Annotated in this window: 17 protein-coding genes; all 17 read right to left on the bottom strand. The window is 70.2% G+C overall.

What is annotated here, in order from left to right:
- Nucleotides 1-15: 15 nt before the first annotated feature.
- From PSm6_RS07775 to PSm6_RS07695, 17 genes are read right to left on the bottom strand one after another with little or no spacing between them, the layout of a single operon-like run.
- Nucleotides 16-1242: a beta-ketoacyl-ACP synthase gene (locus tag PSm6_RS07775; RefSeq protein WP_043246357.1), complete on the bottom strand. Its 1227-nt coding sequence runs from the start codon at nucleotides 1240-1242 to the stop codon at nucleotides 16-18.
- Nucleotides 1242-1970 carry a 3-oxoacyl-ACP reductase FabG gene (gene fabG / locus PSm6_RS07770; protein WP_021221330.1) on the bottom strand — a complete coding sequence of 243 codons (729 nt, stop codon included), beginning with the start codon at nucleotides 1968-1970 and terminating at the stop codon, nucleotides 1242-1244. Before fabG ends, PSm6_RS07775 begins: the two co-directional genes overlap by 1 nt.
- Nucleotides 1967-2416 (bottom strand): hotdog family protein, encoded by a 450-nt coding sequence (locus tag PSm6_RS07765; protein WP_265169983.1) that lies wholly within the window; start codon nucleotides 2414-2416, stop codon nucleotides 1967-1969. The genes fabG and PSm6_RS07765 overlap by 4 nt, the downstream gene beginning before the upstream one ends.
- The gene (locus tag PSm6_RS07760) at nucleotides 2413-3600 is read right to left on the bottom strand and encodes a beta-ketoacyl-[acyl-carrier-protein] synthase family protein (RefSeq protein WP_265169982.1); all 1188 of its coding nucleotides are present in this window, start codon (nucleotides 3598-3600) and stop codon (nucleotides 2413-2415) included. The genes PSm6_RS07765 and PSm6_RS07760 overlap by 4 nt, the downstream gene beginning before the upstream one ends.
- Nucleotides 3597-4088 (bottom strand): DUF3261 domain-containing protein, encoded by a 492-nt coding sequence (locus tag PSm6_RS07755; RefSeq protein WP_265169981.1) that lies wholly within the window; start codon nucleotides 4086-4088, stop codon nucleotides 3597-3599. Before PSm6_RS07755 ends, PSm6_RS07760 begins: the two co-directional genes overlap by 4 nt.
- Nucleotides 4085-4813 (bottom strand): class I SAM-dependent methyltransferase, encoded by a 729-nt coding sequence (locus PSm6_RS07750; RefSeq protein ID WP_265169979.1) that lies wholly within the window; start codon nucleotides 4811-4813, stop codon nucleotides 4085-4087. The genes PSm6_RS07755 and PSm6_RS07750 overlap by 4 nt, the downstream gene beginning before the upstream one ends.
- A gap of 11 nt (nucleotides 4814-4824) precedes the next feature.
- The gene (locus PSm6_RS07745; protein ID WP_021221325.1) at nucleotides 4825-6066 is read right to left on the bottom strand and encodes an NAD(P)/FAD-dependent oxidoreductase; all 1242 of its coding nucleotides are present in this window, start codon (nucleotides 6064-6066) and stop codon (nucleotides 4825-4827) included.
- Nucleotides 6053-7210, bottom strand: a complete 1158-nt coding sequence (locus tag PSm6_RS07740) for a cation:proton antiporter (protein WP_265169978.1) — start codon at nucleotides 7208-7210, stop codon at nucleotides 6053-6055. The genes PSm6_RS07745 and PSm6_RS07740 overlap by 14 nt, the downstream gene beginning before the upstream one ends.
- The gene (locus tag PSm6_RS07735) at nucleotides 7207-9558 is read right to left on the bottom strand and encodes an MMPL family transporter (RefSeq protein WP_265169977.1); all 2352 of its coding nucleotides are present in this window, start codon (nucleotides 9556-9558) and stop codon (nucleotides 7207-7209) included. The genes PSm6_RS07740 and PSm6_RS07735 overlap by 4 nt, the downstream gene beginning before the upstream one ends.
- The gene (locus tag PSm6_RS07730; protein ID WP_265169975.1) at nucleotides 9527-10132 is read right to left on the bottom strand and encodes an outer membrane lipoprotein carrier protein LolA; all 606 of its coding nucleotides are present in this window, start codon (nucleotides 10130-10132) and stop codon (nucleotides 9527-9529) included. The genes PSm6_RS07735 and PSm6_RS07730 overlap by 32 nt, the downstream gene beginning before the upstream one ends.
- Entirely contained in the window at nucleotides 10129-10554 is a 426-nt protein-coding gene (locus PSm6_RS07725; RefSeq protein WP_184490606.1) for an acyl-CoA thioesterase, read from the bottom strand. Before PSm6_RS07725 ends, PSm6_RS07730 begins: the two co-directional genes overlap by 4 nt.
- Nucleotides 10547-12088, bottom strand: a complete 1542-nt coding sequence (locus PSm6_RS07720) for an HAL/PAL/TAL family ammonia-lyase (RefSeq protein WP_031288416.1) — start codon at nucleotides 12086-12088, stop codon at nucleotides 10547-10549. Before PSm6_RS07720 ends, PSm6_RS07725 begins: the two co-directional genes overlap by 8 nt.
- Nucleotides 12069-13001 (bottom strand): lysophospholipid acyltransferase family protein, encoded by a 933-nt coding sequence (locus PSm6_RS07715; protein ID WP_265169974.1) that lies wholly within the window; start codon nucleotides 12999-13001, stop codon nucleotides 12069-12071. Before PSm6_RS07715 ends, PSm6_RS07720 begins: the two co-directional genes overlap by 20 nt.
- Complete coding sequence (locus PSm6_RS07710; RefSeq protein WP_265169972.1) at nucleotides 12998-13732, bottom strand: glycosyltransferase family 2 protein; 735 nt, start codon at nucleotides 13730-13732, stop codon at nucleotides 12998-13000. Before PSm6_RS07710 ends, PSm6_RS07715 begins: the two co-directional genes overlap by 4 nt.
- The gene (locus PSm6_RS07705; RefSeq protein ID WP_265169970.1) at nucleotides 13725-15386 is read right to left on the bottom strand and encodes an acyl-CoA synthetase family protein; all 1662 of its coding nucleotides are present in this window, start codon (nucleotides 15384-15386) and stop codon (nucleotides 13725-13727) included. Before PSm6_RS07705 ends, PSm6_RS07710 begins: the two co-directional genes overlap by 8 nt.
- Entirely contained in the window at nucleotides 15383-15928 is a 546-nt protein-coding gene (locus PSm6_RS07700; RefSeq protein WP_021219837.1) for a COG4648 family protein, read from the bottom strand. Before PSm6_RS07700 ends, PSm6_RS07705 begins: the two co-directional genes overlap by 4 nt.
- Nucleotides 15925-16179 carry an acyl carrier protein gene (locus tag PSm6_RS07695; RefSeq protein ID WP_021219836.1) on the bottom strand — a complete coding sequence of 85 codons (255 nt, stop codon included), beginning with the start codon at nucleotides 16177-16179 and terminating at the stop codon, nucleotides 15925-15927. The genes PSm6_RS07700 and PSm6_RS07695 overlap by 4 nt, the downstream gene beginning before the upstream one ends.
- Between the last annotated feature and the right edge of the window lie 5 nt (nucleotides 16180-16184).

The raw sequence follows: 16184 nt of genomic DNA, 5'->3' as shown, positions 1-16184 counted from the left end.
TCGGTTGTTTTCTGCTCAGCGCCAGCGACGGAAGATCAATGAGGTGTTGACCCCACCGAAGGCGAAGTTGTTGTTCATCACGTACTCGTTGCTCATCTGCCGGGGCTCGCCGCGCAGGTAGTCGAGCTCGCCGCAGGCCGGGTCCACGGCATCCAGGTTGAGGGTGTGGATGTACTGGTCGCTGTTCATCATCTCGATGCTGAACCAGGACTCCAGCGCGCCGCAGGCACCCAGCGTGTGGCCAAGGAAGCTCTTCTGCGAGCTGATGGGCATGCGCGCGCCGAACAGGCTGCTGGTGGCCAGGGATTCCGCCACGTCGCCCTGCTCGGTGGCGGTGCCGTGGCCGTTGACGTAGCCGATGGCCTCGGGCGCCAGACCGGCGTCCTGCAGGGCCAGCTCCATGGCGCCGCGCATGGTCGCCTGCTCCGGCTTGGTGGTGTGCTGACCGTCGGAGTTGCAGCCGAAGCCGACGATCTCGGCGTGGATCTTCGCGCCACGGGCCAGGGCGTGCTCCAGTTCTTCAAGCACCAAAATGCCGGCACCTTCGCCGATCACCAGGCCGTCGCGGCCGCTGTCATAGGGGCGCGGTGAGGTGTGCGGGGCGTCGTTCTTCAGGCTGGTGGCGTAGAGCGCGTCGAACACCATCGCCTCGGTGGGGCAGAGCTCCTCGGCGCCACCGGCGAGCATCATCGGCAGGCGGCCGAACTTTATCGCCTCATAGGCATAGCCGATGCCCTGGCTGCCGCTGGTGCAGGCGCTGGAGGTGGGGATCAGGCGGCCCTTGAGGCCGAAGAAGATGCTGATATTGGCCGCCGCCGTGTGCGGCATCATGCGCACGTAGGAGTTGGCGTTGAGGCCGTCCGCCACCGAGTTCAGCAACATGTTGCCGAAGGCCTTGATCTCGTCGGTGCTGCCGGTGGACGAGCCACAGGCCACGCCCATGCGCCCATCCTGGATCATTGCATCGCCACTCAGCCCGGCATCGGCCAGCGCTCGCTCCGCCGCGTAGACCGCCAGCTTGGAAACACGGCCCATGCTGCGCATCTGCTTGCGGGTCCAGTGCGAGGGGGTGGCGAAATCGTCGATGGGCCCGGCCAGGCGGGTGTTCAGCTCGGTGAAGCGGTCCCACTCATCCATGCGGCGGATGCCGCTGCGGTTGCCCAGGAAGTTGGCCGAGATGCCGGCCCAGTCGTTGCCCAGGGAGGTGACGCCGGCCATGCCGGTAATGACGACGCGTTTCATCAGCACAACCCACCATTAACAGCGAGGACCTGGCGGGTGATGTACCCCGCCTCCTCGGACATCAGGAAATTCACGGCGCCGGCCACTTCCTCCGGCGTGCCCATGCGCTGGGCCGGGATCATCTTGAGGATCTCCTCCACCGGCACCTGCTCGTCGAGGATCTCGGTGTCGATCAGCCCCGGGGCCACGCAGTTGACGGTGATGCGGCGCTTGCCCAGCTCGATGGCCAGGGCCTTGGCGGCGCCGATCACGCCGGCCTTGGAGGCGCTGTAGTTGACCTGGCCACGGTTGCCGATCAGCCCCGAGACCGAGGTGATGCACACGATGCGGCCCGGCTTGCGGCGGCGGATCATCGGCATGCACAGCGGGTGCAGCACATTGTAGAAACCGTCCAGGTTGGTGCGCAGCACGCTGTCCCAGTCCTCCTCGGTCAGCGCCGGAAAGGCGCCGTCGCGGGTCAGGCCGGCATTGCACACCACACCGTAGTAGGCACCGTGGACTTCGACATCGCCCTCCAACTGCTCGCGGCAGGCGGCGCGGTCGGACACGTCGAACTGCAGCACCCGGGCATGGCGGCCCAGGGCCTCGATCTCGGCTTTCACCGCCTCGGCCTCATCGCGGCGCGAGCGGCAGTGCAGCACCAGGTCGAAGCCGGCGCGCGCCAGGCGCAGGGCGATGGCGCGGCCGATGCCGCGGCTGGAGCCGGTGACCAGGATGGTCTCGCTCATGGTTGGGGTTCCTCCAGGTAACTGGCCACCTGCGGCGGGCGGAAGACATTGAGACGGGCGAAGGCAGCGATGCCGGGCCCGCCCAGCTGGCATTCGAAGACGCCCATGCCGTTGTCGTCCTGCAGCGTCCGGGTGGCGCGGATATGCAGCTCGACGCCGGCCGGGAAGCGGTCGACGTCGCATTGAAAGTTGCGGGTGCCGAGCAGGAAGCCCAGCTCCACGGGTTGCCCGGCCTGGCGCGCCTGGCAGCCGGCGTAGGCGGCGATGCTCTGGGCCATCAGCTCGACGCCGACCCAGGCCGGCAGGCTGCCGTCGTCCTGGCTGAACAGCCCGGGGCGCACGGTGACCAGGGTTTCCACGTCCTCGTCGCCGAAGCGCAGCACGCGGTCGATGAGGATCATGTCCCCGGCGTGGGGGACCAGCTCGGCAATCGGCCAGTCGTTCATGGCGCATCTCCGATGATCAGGCTGATGTTGCTGCCGCCGAAGGCGAAGGAATTGCTCATCAGGCGGCGGCCCGAGGATGGCTCCAGGGCGCGGCCACGGTGCGCCAGCTCCAGAGCGGGCAGATCCGGATCGGCCTCGCCGTCCCAGAGGTGCGGCGGCAGCAGGCGGTCGCGGTTGTGCTCGCTCAGGGCCAGCCAGCAGAAGGCGGCCTCCAGCGCGCCGGCGGCACCCAGGGTGTGGCCGGTCAGTGGCTTGGTGGACGACACCGGCAGCCCGGAGGGGAACAGCGCGGCGGTGGCCTGGCTCTCCATGGCGTCGTTGTGCACCGTGGCGGTGCCATGCAGGTTCAGGTAGTGGATGCCTTCGGCGCAGGTGCCGGCGTCGGCCAGGGCCTGGCGCATGGCGCGCTGTGCGCCGAGGCCGCTGGGTTCGGGGGCCGAGATGTGGTGCGCGTCGGAGCAGGCGCCGGCACCCAGCAGGGCGATGGGACCCGGCTCGCGGTCGAGCAGGAACAGCGCCGCGCCCTCGCCGATATTGATGCCGTTGCGGTTGCGCGACAGCGGGTTGCAGGGCTCGGCGGAAACCGCCTCCAGCGCGCTGAAACCATTCAGGGTCAGGCCGCAGAGGGAATCCACGCCGCCGCAGATCACCGCGTCGCACACGCCCAGGGCCAGCAGCCGGCGTGCGCTCATCAGGGCACGGGCGCTGGAGGTGCAGGCGGTGGAGATGCAATAGGCCGGGCCGCGGGTGCCCAGCCAGGCGGCGAGGAAGGCCGCTGGTGCGGCCAGTTCCTGCTGCGGGTAGCGGTAGTCGTCCGGCAGGGTGCCGCTGCGCAGGTGCTCGCCGATGCCTTCGCTGGCTTCCTGGATGCCCGAGGTGCTGGTGCCGAGGACGATGCCCACCCGGTCCAGCCCATGGCGCTCGATGGCGGCGCGCAGTTGCGGCTCGATCTCCAGGGCGGCGGCCAGCAGCAACTGGTTGTTGCGGCTCTGGCAATCCTCCAGCCCAGCCGGCATGGCCGGCAATTCGCCGGGCACGGCGCCGATGCTCAGTTCGCGCTCGGCGACCCAGCCACCCTGGCGGCGCATGCCCGAGGCGTCGCCGGCGAACAGCGCGTCGGCCACTGCCTGCTTGCCCTGGCCCAGGGCGCAGACCAGGCCCAGGGCATTGAGATTGGCGGTCATCGGGGTTCCTCGTCGAGGGCGGTGATTCGGTAATGCGGGCCGTCGTGGCGTTGCAGGTCGAAGTCCTGCGGCGCGCGGTAGGCGATGCTCCAGCGGCCGGCCAGCTCGCGGCGGCCATCTTCGGCGATGCGTTGCTCGATGCCCGCGTAGGCCGGTTGCAGCGCCTCGGCCGGGGCCAGGGCGTAGAGCAGCGCGGCGAAGAGTTCGCGGGCCTCGTCGTTGGGCGGCAGCAGGCCGTCGTTGCGCCAGTTGCCGTCCTGCAGCAGCTGGCGCGACAGGGGCACGCCCAGGGGGTCGAACAGCGACCAGCGCAGCGCCGGCCCTTCGGCCTGCACCACCAGCAGCCAGTCACGCACCTCGCCGTCGGCCTGGCGCTGCACCTGCAATGACTGCGGCAGCTCCAGCCTCGGCGGCCGCTCGGGCACCGGCGTACGCGCCGCGCAGGCGGCGAGCAGCAGGCACAGGCCGGCGAGCAGCAGGCGTCTCATCGGCCGTCATTCTCCAGGGGCTTGCGTGCCACGGCGTTGACCAGGGTCTCGTTGCGCTGGCCGGGTGGCGGCGGGTTGCGCAGGCCCCAGCGCTCCAGCAGGCCGAAGTCGGCGGAGCGGCTCCACCACAGGTAGGGGTAGGAGACGTTGCGCGGCTCGAAGGCGAAGCCCTGGCCGCGCAGCATCTCCAGGTATTCCTCGGCGGTGCGCTGCACGTGCATCGGGTGGCGGAACAGCCAGCGGATCACCCAGGTGTCGATGTAGTAGCGGGTGGACTCGGCGAACAGCAGGTAGCCGCCCGGTTTCAGCACCCGCCAGAACTCGGCCAGGGCGCGTTCCTGCTCCACCAGGTGATGGAAGGTCTGGTGGCAGAAGAGGAGGTCGACGCTGGCGTCCGGCAGGGCGATCTCGGCGCAGTCGCTGCTCACCAGTTGTACTTCCAGGCCCAGGCGCTCGGCCTCGGCGCGGGAGCAGTCGAGGCTGTGCGGGTCGGCGTCGAGGCCGATCATCCGCGCGGGGGCGAACGCCGCATTCAGCAGGCCGAAGGACTTGCCTTGGCCACAGCCGGCGTCCAGCAGCACCGGCGCTTCCGGCAGGGGCTCGGCGAACAGGCCCTTGAGGTCGTTGATCGCCACGCGCAGCACGTGGTGCTGCCAGGTGTGGCTCTGCAGGAACCAGAAGCCGAAGCGGGTCTCCTCGACGTAGGTGGCGGCGGCGCGTTCCATGGTCGGCTCCCTCATTCGCTGGCGCAGAATTCGCTGATCATCCGCAGCCGGCGCTTGGGCTCGGCGACGAAGGGGTTGCGCTCGTCCCAGGCGTAGCCCGCGAGGATCGAGCAGATCATCCCGCGGATTTCCGGCGAGCCGCCGGCGTGGAAGATCACGTCCTGGAAGCTGCCTTGGTACCAGCCTTCGACATAGGCGCGGAAGGTGTCCACGCCCTTCTTCAGCGGGATGGAGAACTCGCTTTCCCAGTCCGGCGTCTCGCCGTTGAGCTGCCGGTCGAGCACGGCCGCGGCCATGCTCGCCGAACGCATGGCGATGGTCACGCCGGAGGAGAACACCGGGTCGAGGAACTCGGCGGCGTTACCCAGCAGGGCGAAACCCTGGCCGTGCAGCGATTTGACGTTGGCCGAGTAGCCGCCCAGGACGCGGGCCGGGGTGTCCCACACGGCATTGGCCAGCAGGCGGCGCAGGTTCGGCGTCTCGGCGATGAAGCCCTTGAGGCAGGCGTCCAGGTCCTCGGGGCGGCCCGCATAGTGGCTGGGCTCGCCCACCACGCCCAGGGAGCAGCGGCCGTTGCTGAAGGGGATCAGCCAGAACCAGATGTCGCGGTGCTCGGGGTGGATGCTGATGAGGATCTTCTCGCGGTCGAAGCCGGCATCGTCGATGCGATCCTCGATGTGGGTGAACACCGCCTGGCGCACCGGGAAGCTGGAGGGCGCTTCCAGGTCCAGCAGGCGCGGCAGCACCCGGCCGTAGCCGCTGGCGTCGAGGACGAAGGCGGTCTCCACCTGGTACTCGCTGCCGTCGAGGCGGCGCACGGTGAGCAGCGGGCAATCACCCCCGAACTCGGCGGCGACTATCTCTTCCTCGTAGCGGATTTCCACGCCCTGCAGCGCGGCCTGGTCGGCCAGCAGCTTGTCGAAGTTGGCCCGCTGCACCTGGAAGACGGTGCCCTTGCCCGGGGTGAATTTGTCGCGGAAGTCGAAATCGGTGTAGCGCTCGCCCCAGGCGAAGGCCGCGCCATGCTTGATCTGGAAGCCGGCGGCCATGACCGCTTCGAGCATCCCCGCCTCCTCGATGAAGTCCAGGCAATGGGACAGCAGGCTCTCGCCGATGGAGAAGCGCGGGAAGCGCTGGCGCTCGAGGATCAGCACATCGTGGCCCTTGCGCTTGAGCAGGGCGGCGGCGATGGCGCCGGAAGGGCCTGCACCGATGACCACGACCTGACGCTGCTGGATTTCAATGGGCTTCATGGGGACTCCTTTCCGGGGCGGGGGCTGCGGGCGCGTGCGCTCTGCGCGTCAGGGCCGGCAACAGGGTGGCGATCAATCCCATCAGCATCAGCGCGAAGTACAGCTGCGCGCTGATGATGTGCTGCTGGAACAGAAGGTTGAGAAAAACGATTTCGGTGAGGCCGCGGGTGTTCAGCAGCACGGTTTCGCGCCACTTCACCGGGCTGGCCGCCAGGCGGCCCTCGGCCCAGGACAGGCCCAGCCAGTTGCCCGCCAGCTTGCTGACGATGGGCAGCACCAGCAGGGCGCCGAACTGCAGCCAGGAATAGTTCTGCCAGGCCGTGTGCCAGTCGATCTGCAGCAGGCCGAAGGCGAGGATCAGCGGCACCGCCAGCCACACCTGCACGGCGTGGAACATGCCGGCCGGCAGCGGCAGGCGGAAGGGCAGGCGCAGCGCCGCCATCACCAGCAGGTAGGCGATGCCGAACACCAGGGCGTTGAGCTTGAGCTGCTGCAGGGTCAGCAGCAGGGCGAAGAAGGCCAGGCTGTAGACCAGCGGCGCACGCACCCGTGCCAGGTACAGCACCAGCGGCAGCAGCGCCGCCAGCAGGGGCCAGAGCAGGGTGGTGGGCGCGGCGCTGCCCTGGGCCAGGCCGAAGATGCTCCAGCACATCAGGTCCATCAGGATCGCCGCCTGCAGCAGGCGACGGATGCTCGCCTCGTCGTAGCCCAGGTGGCGCAGGTAGAGGAACAGCACGGGGATCGCCGTCAGGGCGAACAGCAGCCCCACGGCGATGGCCGAGAGCAGGCCGTTGGCCGGCAGCAGCCAGAGGGCACAGCCCAGGCCGCAGAAGAACGGCAGGAAGAAGCTCGGCAGGGCGATCTTCACGCTGGAGGCCTGCAGGCGCAGGTCGATCACATCGCTGAGGATGTGCCCCAGCAGCAGGGTGAAGGCCACTCCGTAAAGCGACTGCAGCCAGGGCGCGGCGAGCACCTGGGCGTTGTCCAGGCCCACGGGCGCGCCCAGCCAGAGCATCACCAGCGGCAGGCCGAAACTGGCCAGCAGCAGCTGGCTGACGATGGGGATCAGGCCCAGCTTGCGGCCCCCCCAGGTGGCCAGGGCGAACAGCGCCAGCAGGCCGATCCAGAACAGCATGACGCTCACGTCGGCACCTCCTTGCCATGGGCTTGTGCGGCCTGTGCCCAGGGGGCGAGCAGGAAGCAGAAGAACAGGCCGAGGCTGATGGCCAGGCCGAAGTTGGCGATGGCCGGGGTCTGGCTGAGCAGCAGCAGGCCGAACGACAGCCAGCTGGTCATGCCCGACAGCAGGGTGCCCAGCAGGCTCACCGCCGCACCGCCCACCGCTTCGCGCATGAGGATGGCGTAGTCGACGCCGATGGCGGTGATCAGCAGCAGGCCGAACAGGCTGAACAGGGTCAGCGGCTGGCCCAGCCAGCCGAGGCAGGCCAGGGACGCCAGCGCCGCCAGCAGCGGCAGGGCGACGATGCGCAGCGAGCCGCCGAGGCCGAAGGGGATGCACAGCAGCACGAGAATGGCCGCGCAGGAAGCCAGCTTGAGCTCGGCGGCGCTGAACTGGGTGGCGGCGAACAGCTGGTTGAGCTCGCCGATGCGGTCGATCAGTTGCACACCGTCCAGGCCTCGCGCGGCATCGGCCATCAGCGCCGGGGAGGCCAGCCCTTGCAGGCTGACGATGCCGGCGGCACGGCCCTGGTCGTCACTGCCGAGCCAGAGCGGGCGCCAGGCCTCGCCCAGGGGGCCGGCCAGGGCTGCATCCAGCGTTTGCGGGGCTTGGCTGCGCAGCCGGTTGAGCTCGTTCTCCAGCACCTCGGCGGGGATGCCCAGGTCGAGCAACGGCTGCCAGTGCCGGGGTAACTGTGCGAGCGCGTCGCGCAGTGCCTGCTGTACCGCCTCGGGGCTGACCAGCTGGCTGAGGGCGCGGTAGCCCTGCAGGTTGCCATCGGCCACCGCCGCGTCGAGGCGCTCGGCCAGCGCGGCCTGGCGCTGGAGCATCTGCTCCTGGCTGTCGCCCCGCACCAGGAAGAACTGGCTGGTGGGTTGCAGGCCGGTGAGGCGGGCGATCTCGCGGGCCTCATCGAGCAGGCGCGGCTCGGCGCCGAGCCACTGGCGCAGGTCGTTCTGCGGCTGCACCTGCCACAGGCCGGTGGCGCAGAAGGCCAACAGGGCCAGCAGCCAGGGCAGGCTGCCGGTGCGTGCCAGCAGGCGCTCGCGGCAGGCCAGCAGGCGCTCGGCCAGGCGCAGGGGCGCGGTCGGCGGCGCCAGGCGCAGGTTGCCCAGCAGCGCCGGCAGCAGGCACACCGAGCAGAGGTAGGCGGTGACCAGGCCGGCGGCGGAGAACACCGCAATCTGGGTCAGCGCCGGGAAGGGGGTGAAGGCCAGGGCCAGGTAGCCGATCAGGTTGGTGCCCAGGCTCAGGCTGAGCCCCGGCAGGGTGTCGCGTACCGCCTGCCAGGCGCGCCAGGGCTGGCCGGTCCAGCTCTTGCTCAGGTAGTGCAGCGGGTAGTCGGCGGCGACGCCGGTGAGGCTGGCGCCGAGCACCAGGGTCAGCGCGTTGATCTCGCCGAACACCAGCACGCAGGCGGTGCAGCCCGCGGCCAGGGCCAGGCCCACCGGCAGCAGGCTGAGCAGGGTGCGCGGGCGGCGGAATACCACCAGCATCAGCAGCAGGGTGCCGAGGCTGGCGCCCCCGCCGATCAGGCTGATCTCGCGGGCGGCCTTGGCCTGGCCGGCGGCGGCGTGGAGCAGGCCGCTGGCGGCGAGCAGGCGACCGCCATCGGCTTCGATGTCCTGGCGGGCGCCGGCCACTTCGCCCGCGAGCCAGGGCGGCGCCTGCATATCGAAGGCACCTTCCCGGGTGCGGGCACGCAGCAGCACCCAGGTGGTGTCGCCGTCCTGCACCTGCAGGGCGCCGCTGGCCAGGTCCGTTTGCACACGGCTGGCGGGCACCAGGGCCTTCTGCGCGAGGCCGGCGATGCCCAGCCAGTCGTCCTCGGCAGGCACCAGGGCGACGGCGGAGAAGGGGTCGAAGAGGCGTTCGGCCCGCTGGGCGATGAAGCGTTCGGGCGCCTGCTCCAGCAGCTGGCGGTCGGCACGGGGCAGCAGCGCCAGGCGGCTGTCCTGCAGTTGCTGGCGCAGGGCGGGCAGGTCGGCCTGCAGGCTCCACTGCACGCGCTCGAAGCGCGGTTCGCCCTGCCAGCGTTCGGCAATCTGCCGGGCCAGGGCCTGGGCGCGCCCGGCGTCGGTGTGGCCCACCAGCAGCAATACCTCGCGGTTCAGCGGTTCCTGCATGCGCTGCTCGGCGCGCTGCACCCAGGCGTCACCGGCGCCTTGGGGCAGCAGGGCAAGCATGTCGGCGGCCACCGGCGGGCCGTTGCGCCATTGCCAGGCGGCCAGCGCCAGCAGGGCCACCAGGCCCAGCAGGAACAGGCGCGGCAGCAGGCGTTCAGGGCGCAAGGTCGCGTGCCTCCGCGGCATCGAGGGCGTCGCCTGGCTGGCTTGCCGGCAGGCGCAGCACGGTGCTGTCGCCTTGGGTTTCCAGCAGCTCGATGCGTTCCACCAGGGCGCCGCCCTGGATCTGGATGGCGCTGAAGATCTGCTTGAGCAGCAGGGAATTCGGGGTCAGTTGCAGCTGCCAGTGGTCGGCGTCGCCGCTGAGCTGCAGCTGGAAGTCGCGGGCCAGGCCCTGGTGGTCGCCCTTGAGCACGGCGAGGAACAGGCGGCTCTGCTGGGCGGCGACGTCCTGGCCGGGCTGCGCCTGCCAGTGGCCGTCGACGCGGCGGGCGATGCCGGCGGCGCCGATGCGGTAGTCCTGCTGCAGCGGCTTCTCCAGCAGCCAGAGCAGCCCCTGCTCGCGGGAGAGCACGAAATGCCCTTCGCTGGTCAGCGGTCTGGGCAGGGCGCGCAGGTGTTTCTCCTGCACGAAGGGGCCGCGCACCACGGCGGGCTTGCCCAGTTGCGCGGCGAGCTGGTCGAGGTCGAAGGCCTGGGCGAGCGAGCCCGCCAGCAGGGCCGGCACCAGCAGCAAGGCGCGCAGCAGGCGGGCGGTCATGGCAGTGCCCGCTCCACGGCATCGACGAACACCTTGGGCGAGGCCAGCAGCATCTCGCGGGTGGCGATTTCCACCGCCACCTGCACGCTGCTGCCCCGGGTCAGGCGTTCGCCGGTGGCGGCGTCGGTGATCAGGTAGTTGATCTTCAGGCGGTTCTCCCACTCCACCAGATCGGCGCGCACGACGATGGTCTGGCCGAAGCGGGCGCCACGGATGTAGCGCAGCTGCAGGTCGATGATCGGCCAGGCATAGCCGGCGTCACGCATCTGCGAGTAGTTGTGGCCGAGCTTGTCGAGCAGGGCGCAGCGGGCGACTTCGAGGTACTTGACGTAGTGGCCGTGCCAGACCACTTCCATCATGTCGACGTCGAAGAAGGGCACGAGGACTTCCACCTCGGCCTGGATCACCCCGGCGCTACGCATAGAGCCTCCAGTGGCGGGCGCGGATGCGCTCCAGGCACAGGCGCAGCTCGCCTTCCAGGGCGCGGTCCTCGATCACCGGCGGGAAGTCCCCGGCCAGTTGCTGGTGCATGGCGGTCAGCGGTTCGGGCAGCGCGCGCGGGTTCTCGCGCTGGCGCAGCCAGACGCCCTGGTTGGCGGCCAGCAGGGTGGCGGCGGCCACCTGTTCGGTGAGTTCCAGGCTGCGCAGGGCATCGCGGGCGGCGATGGTGCCCATGCTCACCTTGTCCTGGTTGTGGCATTCGGTGGAGCGCGAGAAGACGCTGGCCGGCATCGTGTTCTTCAGCGCCTCGGCGGTCCAGGCGCTGGCACCGATCTGCACCGCCTTGAAGCCGTGGTTGATCATGGCCGTGGCCTGGGGCGCGCCGGATAGGTTGCTCGGCAGGCCGTGGTTGTAGCGCACGTCCACCAGCAGGGCGAGCTGACGGTCGAGCAGGTCGGCGACGTTGCCCACCAGGTTCTTCAGGCTGTCCATGGCGAAGGCGATGTGGCCGCCGTAGAAGTGCCCGCCGTGAAGCACGCGTTCGGCCTCGGCATCGATCAGCGGGTTGTCGTTGGCGCTGTTCAGCTCGGTCTCGATGAACTGCCGCAGCAGGCCCAGGCTGTCGGCCAGCACGCCCAGCACATGGGGCGCGCAGCGCAGCGAGTAGCGGTCCTGCAGGCGGTGCAGCGGCGGCGTCGGCGCGTCGATGGCCAGGTCCTGGCGCAGCCAGGCAGCCACCTGCATCTGCCCCGGGTGCGGCTTGGCGGCGAACAGGCGCTCGTCGAAGTGCTCCGGGTTGCCTTCCAGTGCCACTACGTTGAGCGCGGTGATGCGCGTGGCCAGTTGCAGCAGGTAGTCGGCGCGGGCGTAGGCCAGGCAGGCCAGGGCGGTCATCACGGCGGTGCCGTTCATCAGCGCCAGGGCTTCCTTGGGGCGCAGCACCAGCGGCTGCCAGCCCAGTTCGGCGTGCACCTCGGCGGCGCTGCGGCGCTGGCCCTTGTAGAACACGTCGCGCTGGCCGGAGAGGGTCGCGGCGACATAGGACAGAGGGGTGAGGTCGCCACTGGCACCCACCGAACCCTCTTCCGGGATCACCGGCAGCACGTCCTGGTCGATGAAGGCCTGGAGGCGCTCCAGCAGTTCGACGCGCACGCCGGAAACGCCATGGCACAGCGACTGCAGGCGCGCCGCCAGCACCGCGCGGGTAGCGGCCTCGTCCAGCACCTTGCCCAGGCCGCAGCCGTGGAAGGTGAACAGGTGGCGCGGCAGGGCTTCGACCTGCTCCAGCGGCACGGCTACCACGCAGGAATCGCCATAGCCGGTGGTGACGCCGTAGATCACGCCTTCCTTGTCCAGCAGGGTGTCGAGGAAGCGCGCGCCCTTGGCGATGCGCTCGCGCCAGGCGGCGTCGCCCTGCAACAGGGAGGGGGCGCGGCGCTGGGACAGGGCCACGACCTGCTCGATGGTCAGCGGCAGCTCGCCGAAGACCACGGGTTCAGGCTGATGTGTCGTCATGTTCGTTCCAGAACGGGTAGAAGTTGAACCATTGCTCGGGCGCCTTCAGGCACAGCTCGCCGAGGCGCTGGGCATAGCGTTGGACCCAGCCTTCGATCACCGCGTCACGTTCGCCACGGCGCCACTGCACGGCGTCTGCGAAGGGTTCGAGGAACACCTTGTAGCGGCCGTCGATCTTCAGGCAGGTCATCAGGTTGAGCGGACACTTGAGCAGCCCGGCCAGCAGCCAGGGGCCCTGGGGGAAGGCGGCGGGGTGGCCGAGGAAATCGACCTGGGTGGTGCGCCCGCCGTGCAGCGGCACGCGGTCGCCGGCGATGGCCAGCCATTCACCGCGCTCCAGGCGTTCGCTCAATTGCAGCATGATCGCCGGGTCCAGCTCGCTGACCTGGATCAGCCGCAGGTGGCTCGCGCCGGCCTCACCCAGCAGGCGGTTGAAGCGCTCGGCGTGGCGGGTGTGCACCAGCACGTTCATCTGCACCTTCTCGCCCAGCTCGGCCAGGGCGCGGCACACCTCCAGGTTGCCCAGGTGGGCGCCGACCAGCAGTTGGCCGCGCCCGCCGCGCAGTTGCTGGCGCAGGCCGGTCGGGTCCACCAGCTCGATGCGTTCTAGGGGCAGCTTGCCGCGCCAGATGTCGAGCTTGTCCAGCAGGGCGTCGGCGAAGGCCATGAACTGGGCGAACACCGAACGGAGGGTCGGCGCCAGCTCCGGGCGACCGCTCCAGGCGGCGAGGTTGGCCTGGTAGCGCCGGGCGCTGCGCCGGGCCTTGGTGCCGAAGAGGAAGAAGTAGAAGACGATGACGTAGAGCAGCGGGCTGAGCACACGACGGCCCAGGTGGCGCACCGCCAGGGCGGTGAACTTCATCAGCAGGAAGCTGCCGCGTTCGTCCTGGCGTGCCCAGTGCCCCTCGCTCATGGCCGGCACCTGCGCCAGAGGATCAGCGGGGCGCGCAGGAGCATGCCGAAGAACAGCTTGGCGTGCATCTTGGAGATCAGCGCGTTGTCGTGGAACAGGCGGAAGTGCGAGAGCCCGTCCAGCGGGTAGTGCACCTTGGTCGGCAGCCAGTGCATGGGCTGGTTGCGCCAGGCCAGGCGCACGAGGATCTCCGGGTCGAAGTCCATGCGCTTGCCCAGGTTCGCGGAATCGATCAGCGCCAGGGTCGGCGCCAGCGGGTAGACGCGGAAGCCGCACATGCCGTCGCGGATCGACAGCGACAGGCTGTTGATCCACACCCAGACGTGGGTCAGGTAGCGGGCATAGAGACGGCTTTTGGGCACGCTCTCGTCGTATTGCGGGTAGCCGCACACCAGCTCCGCGGGGCGGGACTCGGCGGCGGCGAGGAAGCGCTGCACGTCTTCGAGGTCGTGCTGGCCGTCGGCGTCCACCTGCAGCGCGTGGGAGAAGCCCAGGCGCCCGGCCTCGCGCAGCCCGGCCATCACCGCGCCGCCCTTGCCCTGGTTCACTGCCAGGCGCACCAGGTGGACATCGGGCTGGGCGGCCAGCGTGTCCATCACCCGTGCGCAGTCGGCGCTGGAGGCGTCGTCCACCAGCACGCAGGGCAGGTCGCGCTGGCGCAGGGCGTCCACCACCAGGGGCAGGGCGTGTTCGTGGTTGTAGACGGGGATCACCGCGCAGGGCTTAAACATGCGCGGCCACCAGCAGGATGCGCCCGGAGGAGCAGGCGGCCTCGCCATTGCGGAAGGCGAAGTAGAGCTTGCCCTTGTCGGCGTCGAAACGCAGGGACAGCTGCAGGCGATCGCCGGGGCGTACCAGTTGCTGGAACTTCAGCACTTCCATGCCGGCGAAGCGTGGCGGCAGGTCCATGAGCTGGCGGGCCAGCTGCTGGGCCCAGTCGATCTGCACCACGCCAGGCAACACCGGGGTGCGCGGGAAGTGGCCGGAGAAGTGCGCCAGGTCCAGCGGCACCTCCAGCTCCAGCTGCCATTCGCCGTCGGCTTCGCGGCTGGCCAGCGGCTCCACCGTTTTCGGGCGCGGCGCCCTGACCAGGGTTTCCACCAGCGCCTGGGGCAGCTTGCCCTGGCTGCTCCAGGGCAACTGGCGCAGCAGGCGCCAGCGGCGCGGCAGGGCGATGGCTTCGCAATGGCCGGCCAGGTGGCGGCGCAGGGTTTCGGTGACGGCGCGACGGCCCTGGTTGCGCAGGGCGTGGATGCCCTCGGCACTCAGGGCCACGAGGGCGCCGAGGAAGGCGCGGCCTTCCTGCACCACGCCCAGGCGGGCTTCGGCCACCCAGGGGTGTTCGCCCAGGGCCTGTTCCAGCATGGGCAGGGAGATGCGTTTCTCTTCCAGCTTGACGATGCGGTCGAGCCGGCCGAGCAGTTCGAAGCGGCCGTCGGCGTCGATGCGCACGGCATCGGCGGTCTGCTCGCGGTGGCCGGCGGGCAGGTAGGGCGAGGCGAGGTGCAGTGCGCCTTCCTCGTCCCGGCCCAGCTCGACGCCGGCGAAGGGCTGCCACAGGGCGCCGCCCTGGCGCCAGGCGATGCCGCCGGTCTCGGAGCTGCCGTAGATTTCCGTGGGCCACTGGCCGAGGCGCTGCTGCAGCTCGGCAGCGGCGTCGGCGGGCAGGGCGCCGCCGGAGGAAAACACCCGGCGTACGCCACCCAGGGCGGGCCAGTCGAGGTTGTCGCCCATGCGCTTGAGCAGGGCGGGGCTGGCGACCCAGGCGAAGTCGCCGGCCTCCAGGCTGGCCTGCTGCATGTCTTCGGCGAAGGGCTGGGCCCGGCGCACGAAGGGGCGGCCGGCGCACAGGGGCCAGAGCACGCGGAACAGCAGGCCGTAGATGTGCTGGGCGGAGACGCTGGCCACCAGGGTGGCGCCGGCCAGGTCGCCGCCCCAGAGCGCTTCCAGGGCTTCGACCTCGTTGGCCAGCTGGCGCAGGGTCTTGTCGATCAGCTTGGCTTCGCCGCTGGAGCCGGAGGTGCACAGCACCAGGCGGCAGGCGTCCAGGTCCAGCGTGGTGGGGGCCAGGGGCTCGGCATCGAGGCCATCGAGGTTGTCGAGCCAGAGGTCGCAGTGTTCGCCGAGACGCTTGCGGGTCTGTGCCTGGGCGTCGGCTGGCAGCAGCACGTCGATGCCGGCGCGCCAGGCGGCCAGCAGGGCGGTGGCCAGCTCGGCGCCGTCTTCCAGATACAGGGCGACGCGCTGGATGCCTCGGGCCTGGAAGGCACCGGCCAGGCGCAAGGCGCGCTGGGCGAGGGTGGCCTGGTCCAGCGCCGGGGCGAGGGTGACCGGGCGGTGCGCGGCGGTGTGGAGTAGCAGGTCCTGGGGGGCGATCCAGTTCACGCGAACCTCCGCACACGCTGGCGCACCAGCCACTCGCCGGCGAACAGCAGGCCCATCAGCAGGTAGGCGATGAAGCCGGTGTAGAGGGTCCACCAGCTGAGCGGCGCCCAGAGGGTGAGGGCGGCGGCCATCAGGCCGTTGGCCAGGAAGAACAGTGCCCAGACGGCAGTGACGCGGCGGGTGTAGCGCACCGCCACCTCGGGCAGCTCGGGCTCGCGCAGGCGCGCCAGGCGTTCCACCAGCGGCATGCCATGGACCAGGCTGGCGCCGAACAGGCCCAGCAGCACGGCGCTCATCAGCACCGGGTACCAGCGCAGCAGGTCGGCCTGGTTGACCAGCCCCAGCAGCAGGCAGAAGCCCAGGGCGGCGATGGCCGTCCAGCGGTTGCCGGGGCGTTGCGCGGCGCTGAGGCTGCGGGCCAGCCAGAGGCCGCCCAGCAGCAGGGCGAACAGGCGCGGCGACAGGTGCTCCATGCCGTAGTACACGGCGAAGGGGTAGCCCAGCCCGGCCAGCACCAGCAGCAGCCCGATCAGGCGGCTCATGCGGGCTCGTTCACCAGGCGGTGCACGGCCTCGACCACGTCGCTGACGGTGCGCACGGCCTTGAAGTCCTCGGCGGCGATCTTGCGGCCGGTGTGGCGCTTGATGTGGTCGATCAGGTCCACGGCGTCGATGCTGTCGATCTCCAGGTCCTCGTAGAGGTTGGATTCCAGGCTGATCTGCGCCGGGTCCAGCTCGAAGAGTTCGACCAGGGCGTCGCGCAGGGTGGTGAAGATCTCGTCACGGGTTTGCATCGCGG

The sequence above is a fragment of the Pseudomonas solani genome (assembly GCF_026072635.1).
In the GTDB taxonomy this organism is placed as follows: Bacteria; Pseudomonadota; Gammaproteobacteria; order Pseudomonadales; family Pseudomonadaceae; genus Metapseudomonas; species Metapseudomonas solani.
The sequence above is the reverse complement of the archived record's forward strand: the minus strand, read 5'-3'. Positions and strand labels throughout refer to the sequence as shown.

Excerpts from the sequence above, each read along its gene's own strand:
- PSm6_RS07775 (WP_043246357.1), bottom strand. The coding sequence starts at position 1,242 with ATGAAACGCGTCGTCATTACCGGCATGGCCGGCGTCACCTCCCTGGGC.
- fabG (WP_021221330.1), bottom strand. The coding sequence starts at position 1,970 with ATGAGCGAGACCATCCTGGTCACCGGCTCCAGCCGCGGCATCGGCCGC.
- PSm6_RS07765 (WP_265169983.1), bottom strand. The coding sequence starts at position 2,416 with ATGAACGACTGGCCGATTGCCGAGCTGGTCCCCCACGCCGGGGACATG.
- PSm6_RS07760 (WP_265169982.1), bottom strand. The coding sequence starts at position 3,600 with ATGACCGCCAATCTCAATGCCCTGGGCCTGGTCTGCGCCCTGGGCCAG.
- PSm6_RS07755 (WP_265169981.1), bottom strand. The coding sequence starts at position 4,088 with ATGAGACGCCTGCTGCTCGCCGGCCTGTGCCTGCTGCTCGCCGCCTGC.
- PSm6_RS07750 (WP_265169979.1), bottom strand. The coding sequence starts at position 4,813 with ATGGAACGCGCCGCCGCCACCTACGTCGAGGAGACCCGCTTCGGCTTC.
- PSm6_RS07745 (WP_021221325.1), bottom strand. The coding sequence starts at position 6,066 with ATGAAGCCCATTGAAATCCAGCAGCGTCAGGTCGTGGTCATCGGTGCA.
- PSm6_RS07735 (WP_265169977.1), bottom strand. The coding sequence starts at position 9,558 with ATGCCGCGGAGGCACGCGACCTTGCGCCCTGAACGCCTGCTGCCGCGC.
- PSm6_RS07730 (WP_265169975.1), bottom strand. The coding sequence starts at position 10,132 with ATGACCGCCCGCCTGCTGCGCGCCTTGCTGCTGGTGCCGGCCCTGCTG.
- PSm6_RS07725 (WP_184490606.1), bottom strand. The coding sequence starts at position 10,554 with ATGCGTAGCGCCGGGGTGATCCAGGCCGAGGTGGAAGTCCTCGTGCCC.
- PSm6_RS07720 (WP_031288416.1), bottom strand. The coding sequence starts at position 12,088 with ATGACGACACATCAGCCTGAACCCGTGGTCTTCGGCGAGCTGCCGCTG.
- PSm6_RS07715 (WP_265169974.1), bottom strand. The coding sequence starts at position 13,001 with ATGAGCGAGGGGCACTGGGCACGCCAGGACGAACGCGGCAGCTTCCTG.
- PSm6_RS07710 (WP_265169972.1), bottom strand. The coding sequence starts at position 13,732 with ATGTTTAAGCCCTGCGCGGTGATCCCCGTCTACAACCACGAACACGCC.
- PSm6_RS07700 (WP_021219837.1), bottom strand. The coding sequence starts at position 15,928 with ATGAGCCGCCTGATCGGGCTGCTGCTGGTGCTGGCCGGGCTGGGCTAC.
- PSm6_RS07695 (WP_021219836.1), bottom strand. The coding sequence starts at position 16,179 with ATGCAAACCCGTGACGAGATCTTCACCACCCTGCGCGACGCCCTGGTC.